The sequence below is a fragment of the Streptomyces sp. PU-14G genome, from assembly GCF_041028275.1.
GTDB lineage: Bacteria > Actinomycetota > Actinomycetes > Streptomycetales > Streptomycetaceae > Streptomyces.
In genome coordinates, this window is sequence record NZ_JASKYT010000278.1 from 1 (window position 1) to 8,607 (window position 8,607).

The 8,607-nt window shown below is 69.2% G+C and carries 5 protein-coding genes and 2 tRNA genes; 2 read left to right on the forward strand and 5 right to left on the reverse strand.

All coding sequences use genetic code 11. The annotated features are described in order from the left end of the window. Positions 1 to 994: ABC transporter substrate-binding protein (locus AB8Z75_RS25725; RefSeq protein WP_369205940.1), on the forward strand; the 994-nt coding region annotated here is incomplete at its 5' end. A gap of 60 nt (positions 995 to 1,054) precedes the next feature. On the opposite strand, the gene AB8Z75_RS25730 is transcribed toward AB8Z75_RS25725, so the two are convergent. The 4 genes from AB8Z75_RS25730 to AB8Z75_RS25745 all read right to left on the reverse strand — a co-directional run bounded on the left by AB8Z75_RS25730 (position 1,055) and on the right by AB8Z75_RS25745 (position 6,509). After that, a tRNA-Met gene (locus AB8Z75_RS25730) sits at positions 1,055 to 1,128 on the reverse strand. Positions 1,129 to 1,462: 334 nt separating this feature from the next. Then, entirely contained in the window at positions 1,463 to 3,292 is a 1,830-nt protein-coding gene (locus tag AB8Z75_RS25735; protein ID WP_369205942.1) for a tetratricopeptide repeat protein, read from the reverse strand. A 170-nt stretch (positions 3,293 to 3,462) separates the two neighbouring features. Beyond that, positions 3,463 to 3,536: transfer RNA gene (locus AB8Z75_RS25740), tRNA-Met, on the reverse strand. A gap of 48 nt (positions 3,537 to 3,584) precedes the next feature. Further along, entirely contained in the window at positions 3,585 to 6,509 is a 2,925-nt protein-coding gene (locus AB8Z75_RS25745) for a UPF0182 family protein (RefSeq protein ID WP_369205948.1), read from the reverse strand. A gap of 163 nt (positions 6,510 to 6,672) precedes the next feature. Between AB8Z75_RS25745 and AB8Z75_RS25750 the strand changes: the two genes are divergently transcribed. After that, positions 6,673 to 7,239, forward strand: coding sequence for a PPA1309 family protein (locus AB8Z75_RS25750; RefSeq protein ID WP_369205944.1), 567 nt, complete (start codon positions 6,673 to 6,675; stop codon positions 7,237 to 7,239). Positions 7,240 to 7,312: 73 nt separating this feature from the next. Here the strand turns inward: AB8Z75_RS25750 and AB8Z75_RS25755 are convergent, their stop codons facing one another. Further along, positions 7,313 to 8,428 (reverse strand): PDZ domain-containing protein, encoded by a 1,116-nt coding sequence (locus AB8Z75_RS25755; protein WP_369205946.1) that lies wholly within the window; start codon positions 8,426 to 8,428, stop codon positions 7,313 to 7,315. Between the last annotated feature and the right edge of the window lie 179 nt (positions 8,429 to 8,607).

Here is an 8,607-nt window from a genome sequence, read left to right on the forward strand (position 1 = left end):
CCTGTGGGCCGCGCCGGAAGCCGCCGTCGTCAACGGCATCAACTCGGGCTGCGAAGCCGGAGCCCCCGCACCCCGCAAGCTCAAGAAGACCCGCAAGCTCACCCTCGCCACCAGCACCCTGACCGCCGAATACGTCGCACCCCTGCAGATCGCCATCCGCAAGGGCGAGTTCGCCAAGGAAGGGCTCGACGTCGAACTGAAGGTGCTGCCCACCCCCGAAGCCCTGCCGCTCCTGGCCAAGGGCGAGATCGACGCCCTGTGGGCCGCGCCGGAAGCCGCCGTCGTCAACGGCATCAACTCCGGTTTCGACATCCGCTGGGTCGCCGGAAACTTCTTCCCCGACCCGAAGTCCAAGAGCGGTCTGTGGGTCCGCCTGCGCAAGGGCGAGAAGCCGTCCTCGGTCTCCCTCGCGAACCGGAAGATCGGAACCCTGATCGGCAAAGGGTCGGTGATCTCCTACCCGATGGACACCATCCTCGCCGCACACGGCGCCGACATGGAGACCATGTCCTTCCAGCAACTCGGCTCCTCCGACGTCCTGACGGCCTTCACCAGCGGCGGAGTGGACGCGGCCTGGCTGCTCGACCCGGTGTGGCGCCGCGTGGAGGACGACAAGAAGTACGCCTTCCTGGGCGGCCAGCCGGCCGGCGAGCCCCTGGGCGGCGCGCTGTTCGGGCCCGGCCTGCTGAGCACCGACGTCGACGCCGGGGTCGCCCTTTTACGCGCGTACATCCGTACGATCAACACCTACTTCGCCGGCGACTACAAGAAGGACCCCGCCTTCGTGGCCGAGCTCGCGAAGATCCTCAAGCAGGACCCGAAGGTGATCACCGCCGTGCCCTCGCTCCGGATGGACTGGGAGATCCGCGAGGGCACCACCGACAGGCTCCAGAAGGCCTACCGCGACGCCGGGGTCACCGAGGGCAAGCCCGTCCCCGAAGCGCGCCTGGTGGACCGCAGGCTCTACGCGGAAGCGGTCGGTCACGAGCCGTGACGGACCCCGCGCGAACATGACGAAGGCCCGGATCCGCAGATCCGGGCCTTCGTCTTTCAGTAGCGGGGACAGGATTTGAACCTGCGACCTCTGGGTTATGAGCCCAGCGAGCTACCGAGCTGCTCCACCCCGCGCCGTTGTGTGTACAACTTTAACGCACGCCGACGACCAGTGCAAACCGAGGCCCGCGAGCCGGGTGTGCCCGGTGTGGCACACCCTCCGAGCGCCCACCGTGAGGCCTCCGAGCACTGCGGTCTCGGCCTTGCGGCAGGGCGGTCCCGGCCTTTCGGCAGGGCGGTCTCGGCCTTTCGGCAGGGCGGTCGCAGCCGGGTACTCATGGTGGGGCGCTCATGGCGGCAGCGTTCCTGAAGGGAGCGCTCATGGTGGCAGCGCTCATGAAGGGAGCGCTCATGGCGGGGCGCCGGCGGCGTCGCTGCCACCGGCGCCCCCTGGTGAAGGAGGTCGCTCCTACGCCGTGAGCTCCGCGCGCAGCGCGTCCCGCAGGCGCGCGGCGCGCTCGGCCACCTCGACCGGGCCCAGCTCGACCGCGCGGGCGCACCAGAACTGGCCCTCGGCCAGCTCGCCCTGGCGTGCGCTCAGGAGAGCCAGCCGCAGGGCGGCCCTGCCGTGCCCGGCCTCGGCCGCGCGGGTCCACCACAGCACCGCTTCGGCTTCGCTGCCCTCGCGGGCCAGCAGCAGGCCCAGGTTGAACGCGCCGTTGGGACTGCCCGCCTCGGCCGCGGCGCGGTACCAGCGCGCGGCGTCCACGACCTCGCCCCGCGCGGCGGCGCACATGCCCAGCCGTACCTGGGCCCTGCGGTGGCCGTGCTCGGCCGCGCGCTGATACCACTCCTCGTACTCGGGTCTGGCGCCCTCGACGCGCCCGAGTTCGTGCGCGGAGCCGAGCTCGCCGGTGTCGGGCCGGGTGACCCTCTCCAGCAGCGCTCCGAGCCTGAAGGCTCCCTCGACGCTGCCGCCGCCCGCGGCACACCGCAGATGCCTCTCCGCGGTGTGCAGTTCACCTTCGCGCAGCAGCGCGAGGGCGACCTGGAGGGCCGCCTCCGCGTGCCCGGAGGCGGCGGCCCGCTCGTACCAGGCGCGCGCGGCACGCTCGTTGCCACGGCCGGCGTGCAGGATGCCGAGGTTGAAGGCGGCGTCGACGCTCCCGGCCTCGGCCGCCTTGGAGAACCACGGCTCGGCCCCCTGCGCGTCCCCGCGCTGCAGCAGCAGGACGGCGAGCGCGTTGGCGGCCTCCCGGTGCCCCGCGTAGGCGGCCCGGCGATACCACTGTTCGGCCTGCGCCGTACGGCCCTGCGCGGCGCACAGGAGCCCGAGGTTGAACGCCCCGTTGTCGCTGCCGGCTTCCAGCGCGACGCGGTACCAGCGCTCGGCGGCCTGCCGCTCGCCGCGGTCGGCGTGCAGCGCGCCCAGGGCGTTGGCGGCGTTCCCGTCGCCGTCCTCGGCCGCACGGCGCCACCAGACGGCGGCGCTCTCCTCGTCGCCCGCGTCCCGCAGCAGGAAGCCGAGAGCGCAGGCGGCCCGTGCCTCACCGTCCTTGGCGGAGGTCAGGTACCAGCGGCCGGCCTCCTTGAGCTCGCCGCGCCGCTCCAGGGCCGCGCCCAGCCGCAGCGCCGCCCTGCGGTGGCCGCGGGCCGCCGCCTGGCGGTACCAGCCCTCGGCCTCCTCCTCGACCTCCCGTACGGTCGCGGCGTCGGCCTCGCCGCCTGCCGCCAACTGCTCGGCCCGGGCCCCGGCCAGCCGCGCGACGCGGTAGGCCGCCTCCCGGTGACCGCGCTCGGCGGCAGCGCGGAACCACTCCTCCGCTCCGTCCTCACCGCGGTGTTCCAGCAGGTCCGCCAGCGCGTAGGCGCCGAGCGCGTGGCCGGATTCGGCGGACTGCCGCAGCCAGTAGTGCGCCGCGGGTTCGTCACCGCGCTCCCGCTGGTAGCGGCCCAGCGCGTGCGCCGCCGCGGCCGATCCCGCGACGGCGGCGGTGCGCCACCACTCCGCGGCCTCTTCCGTATACCCCCTCTGGTGCAGCAGCACTCCGAGGTTGTTGGCAGCCGCGCGGTCACCCGCGGCCGTGGCGGCGCGCAGATGCGGCTCGGCGCCGTCCAGATCCCCCCGGCGCAGCAGTTGGGCCCCCAGCACACTGTCCGCGGCGGTCGTGTCCCCGACGGAGTGTCCGGCTGCGTTCGCCACTGCGGCTGCGGTCTTTTCGGTGTACTCCTCCACACTCGGGCCCGGACCGGGACGTGCCGGGTCCGTCGGCCTTGCCTTCTCCCCCATAAGCTCCATCGTCGCACCACCCGCAACCCGCGTACACCTCGTATACCGCAGCCAGTGAGGTCACTTCGGCGGTTTGTCGACTTCCCGATGAAGAGATACCCCAAACTTCGGCGGCCCACCATCCCCCGCACAAGCGAAAAGGCCCGGAGTCTGTTGACTCCGGGCCTTTCCTATCCGAGTAGCGGGGACAGGATTTGAACCTGCGACCTCTGGGTTATGAGCCCAGCGAGCTACCGAGCTGCTCCACCCCGCGCCGTTGTGTTCATAACTCTACACCATGGCGCGGGGTGGTCTCACCCGGCTATCCGCCGCCGGAACCCGAGCCCGCCTCCGAGCCCGAACCCGAGCCGGAACCGTTCTTGCCGCCGCCGGACTGCTCGGCCTCGGAGGCGTCCTTCAACGCCTCCTCCAGCGCCTTCTGCTGCCTGCCGTACTCCTCCCAGTCGCCCTTCTCCAGGGCCTTCTGACCGGCGTCGTACGCGCTCTGAGCGTCCTTGAGCGCCTCGTCCACGGAGGCGTTCGGCGGGTTCTCGCCCTTCTCCTTCTCCTGGTCACCGGGCCCGGTCCGCTCACCGCCGTCATCTCTGTCAGGCGTGTTGAAGACCTTGTTGAGCGCCTTGTCGAGACTGTCCTCGAAGGCGACCCGCTCCCCGTAGGTGACCAGAACCTTCTGCATACGGGGGTAGTTGACGCCGGCACCGCGGACGTAGACAGGCTCCACGTACAGCAGTCCGCCCTCCAGCGGCACGGTCAGCAGATTGCCGTACTCGACCTCCGAGTCACCTCGTCTGATCCGGTTGATGATCTCGGCGATCTCCGGTTCGGAGTTGAACTTGCTCTGCACCTGCGAGGGTCCTGCGACCGTCGTGTTCGGCGGAAGTCTCAGAAGTCTGATCTTGCCGTACTCGTCACTGCGTGCGTCGGCGTCCACCGCCATGAACGCGCCGAGCGTCTCCCGCTTGTTCGGGTTGAACGTCGTCGTCAGCTGGAACTGCTGGTCCTTCTGGCCCGGCATCTTCAAGCTCAGGTAGTACGGCGGGACCGCGTTGCCCTTGTGCGTGGGATCGTCCGGCACCTGCCAGCGCTCCGAGCCGCTGTAGAACTGCGACGGCGACGTCACGTGGTAGGTCTGCAGCAGTTCACGCTGCACCTTGAACAGATCCTGCGGATAGCGCAGGTGATCCATCAGGTCGTCGCTGATGGACGCCTTCGGCTCGACCGTGCCGGGGAAGGCCTTCATCCACGTCTTGAGGACCGGGTCCTTCTTGTCCCACTCGTACAGCTTCACCTTGCCGGAGTAGGCGTCCACGGTCGCCTTGACCGAGTTGCGGATGTAGTTCACCCGGTTCTGCTGGGCGACCACCGAACGCTGCCCGTCGGTGAGCGAGTCCTCCGTCGTGTCCCCCAGCGTCGTCCGCGACGAGTAGGGGTAGCCGTTGGAGGTCGTGTAGGCGTCGACGATCCACTGGATGCGGCCGTCGACCACCGCCGGATAGGGATCGCCGTCGATCGTCAGCCAGGGGGCCACCGACTCGACGCGCTCCTTGGGCGTGCGGTTGTAGAGGACCCGCGAGCCCTTACCGATCGCGCCCGAGTAGAGGATCTGCGGCTCGTTGAAGTTCACCGCGTAGGCGGCCCGGTTGACCGGGTTCGACAGATCGACGCCGCTGTCGCCCTTGTAGGTGTAGGTCTTCTCGCCCTCGTTGTCGGCGTAGTCCAGCTCCTTCTGCGGGCCGCCGACGATCGCGTACTGACTCGTCTTCTCGCCGTAGTAGATCCGGCCCTCGTACTCGCCCTTGTCGCCCTTGGGCGGCAGGTCCTTCTCCGTGAAGTCCGGCGCGCCGTCCTTGTCCACCGAGGTGCCCTTGGCGGCGACCATGCCGTAGCCGTGCGTGTACTTGAAGTGCTCGTTGATCCAGTTCTTCTCCGGGATCCCCTTGGTGTTGATCTCCCGGACGCCGACGACGGTGTCCTGCTCCTTGCCGTCCTTCTCGTAGCGGTCCACATCCAGGGTCTGCGGGAACTGGTAGTACCCGCGTACCTGCTGCTTCTGCTGGAACGTCGGCGAGACCACGTTCGGGTCCAGCAGGCGGATGCTCGCGGTGCTGTCCGCCGCGTCCCGCAGCTTGTCGTCACTCGCCTTGCTCTTGCCGTCGTACTGGCGCACCTCGGCGTCGTCGATGTCGTACGCGTCGCGCGTCGCCTCGATGTTCTTCTTGATGTACGGCGCTTCCTTGGCCTGCTCGTTCGGCGAGACCTGGAACTTCTGCACCAGCGCCGGGTAGAGCCCGCCGATCAGGATCGCCGAGAGCACCATCAGCCCGAAACCGATCACCGGCAGCTGCCAGGTGCGGCGCCAGATGGTGGCGAAGAACAGCAGCGCGCAGATGATCGCGATGATGAACAGGATCGTCTTCGCGGGCAGGTACGCGTTCGCGTCGACGTACTTGAGGCCCGTCCAGTTGTCCGTCGCCTTGAAGTCGCCCGACTTGACGGCCAGCCCGTACCGGTCCATCCAGTAGGCAACCGCCTTGAGGGCGACGAAGACACCCAGCAGCACCGACAGGTGCCCGGTGGCCTGTGCCGTCGCCCGGGCCCCCGGCGTGGTGACCCGCAGCCCGCCGTAGAGGTAGTGCACCAGCGCGGCGGCGATCAGCGAGAGGATCGCCGCGGCGAAACCGAAGCTGAGCAGAAAGCGGTAGAACGGCAGATCGAACGCGTAGAACGATACGTCCTTGTGGAACTGCGGATCCTTCGTCCCGAACGAGACGCCGTTCACCCACATCAGCCAGGTGCGCCACTGGCCTGCCGCCGAGGCACCGGAGATCAGCCCGACCAGGGCCGTGATGCCCAGCAGCACCCACTTCTTGTAGGGAGCCAGCCCCATGCGGTAGCGGTCGAGGCTCTGCTGCTCCATCGACATCGCGCTGAGCGGTGGACGCAGCCGGTGGGCCAACCAGATGTTGAATCCCACAGCGAGCGCCATCAGCAGACCGAAGACGGCGAACATGCCGATCTTCGTCCACAGGGTCTTGGTGAAGACCGAGCTGTAGTCGACCGAGCGATACCACAGCCAGTCCGTCCAGAACCCGGAGAACATGACGAAAAGCATCGCCAGAACGACCAGCACGCCCGCTGTCATCAACAGCGTCCGGGCACGCCGTGATGGCCGGCCCACTCTGATCCGTGGCCCGGAGGGACCCCCACCGGAGCCCCGGTCCGGCATCTGGAAAGCCAAGGTGCGCACCTCGAAGTTCGGCAGTGTGTGAAGCTTCAGAAGCTGGGCCCGCATCGTACGGCCCACCTAAGCAACTTACCGAGGCTTTACCCAGTTCCCGTCTCCGGGGTCCAAGTCGGCTTTTCCCTTCCGGAGGCGGCACGATGTGGGGATGAACAACCTCCCCCACGAGGGCACGCCCCTCGCCTCCCGCCCCCTGACCCGCGCGGTGCTGGAGCTCGACGAGTACGCGGCAGGGCTCGGCTGGGACCAGCCCGCACGGCTTTTCGCCCTGGTCGACACGGAACGACTGCGCACCGAGGAACCCGGGCTGGCCCAGCAGCTCGGCATGGACGAACAGGACAAGGACGCGCCGGCCGACGCGCTCACCCCCATCGAACAGGACGAGATCCCCGCGGACGTCCCGCTGGACGAGTTCCTGGCCACCATCGCCTGGCCCGACGCCGTCGCCGGATGCGCGCTCACGGTCGAGCGGCTGATGCTGCCGCCGTCCGCGGAGTCCACCGTCCCCGAGGACCTGGACGGCGAGGCGCTCACGCAGTGGGTGGCCGAGCACCCCGAGCGTCAGGAGGTGCGGATGACGGTGGCCGTCCTGCGCGACGGCGAACGGGAATCGGCACTGCGGCTGCGTGAGAAGGACGCCTCCACGGAGGTGCTCACCGGATCCGACCTGGTGCCCGGACTCGCGGAAGCGCTGGCGGCGACGTTCGAGGAGTGACCTCCCCCGAGGGATGGGGCTTCTCGAAGAACGAGCTCCCCGCTGCCGCCGGCCGAGAGCGGACGAAACTGACCTAGGGCGCCTTGCAGCGGGAGAGCTTGTCCGTCTCGCCCTTGCGGATCTTCTGCAACGCACTGAGGGCGTCGTCCATGGACGACGTCTTCACCAGCGTCAGCCCGTCCGGCCTGGCCTTGGCGGCGGTGGCGCAGTTGCCCGCCGGGGTGAGGAAGAACCGTGCGCCCTTCTTGCGGGCGGCCAGCGTCTTCATCTGGATGCCACCGATCTCGCCGACCTTCCCGGAGTCGTCGATCGTGCCGGTGCCGGCCACGAACTTCCCCCCGGTGAGGTCGGTGGGCGTGAGCTTGTCGACGATGCCCAGGGCGAACATCAGCCCGGCGCTGGGGCCGCCGATGTCGGCGAGCTTGATGTCGATCTCGAACGGGAAGGTGTGCGACAGCATGGTGGTGATGCCGACCCGGGCGGTGTTCTTGCCCTTCGTCTTGCCGGTGCGCACCGTGACCTTCTCCTCGTCCTTGGAGGACGGCTTCTTGCCTTCCTTCTGGGCGGCCTTCACCTCGGCAGCCGGAATCACGGTGAAGGAGACCTTCTCCCCCGGCTTGTGCATGCGCACCACGAGCCCGACCTGCTCCGGCTGGGAGACCGGCTTGCCGTCCACCGCCGTGATGGCGTCCCCCGCGTGCAGCCGCTTGTGGGCGGGAGCACCCTTCTCGACGGAGCCGACGGCGACATAGGAGCTGACCGGGAGGTCGAGCTCCTTGAGCGCTGCCACCTTGGCGCTCTCCTGGGAGGCGGTGAACTCCTCGGCGTTCTCCTGGTCGACCTCCTCGGCCGACTTGTCCTCCGGATAGAGCGTCTTGTGCGGGACGACCAGGCTGTCGTCGCTCACCCAGCCGGAGAGAGCACCCAGGAGCGTCATGTGGTATTCGGAGCCGGTGACGCGGACCGTCGTCATGTTCAGATGGCCGGAGGTGTCGTACTTCTTGGGCTCGCCCTTGTCGCCGGGCTTGTCCTTGATGTTGAGCACGGGATCGCCGTCGTGCACACCCAGCGTGTTCACCGTCGGGCCGGGGGACATCTCCGCGTAGGGCACCTTGATGAGCACTCCGGCGCAGAGCATCGCTATGAGCAGCAGCGTGGAGGCGAGCAGGGTCGCGGTGCGGCGAGGCATGGCACGACAGTACGGGACGGGTCTGTCACCCGGCGCCCCGGGCCGGTCCGTCCGGGGACGCGGGACCGACCGCGCCGGCGGAGGCCAACTCGGCTGCTGCCGGACCCCGCGAGGCACGCTCTCCCGCTCCGGAATCCGCCCCCTGCCCGCCGTGCGCGTCCCCAGCCCCGGGGGCCTTC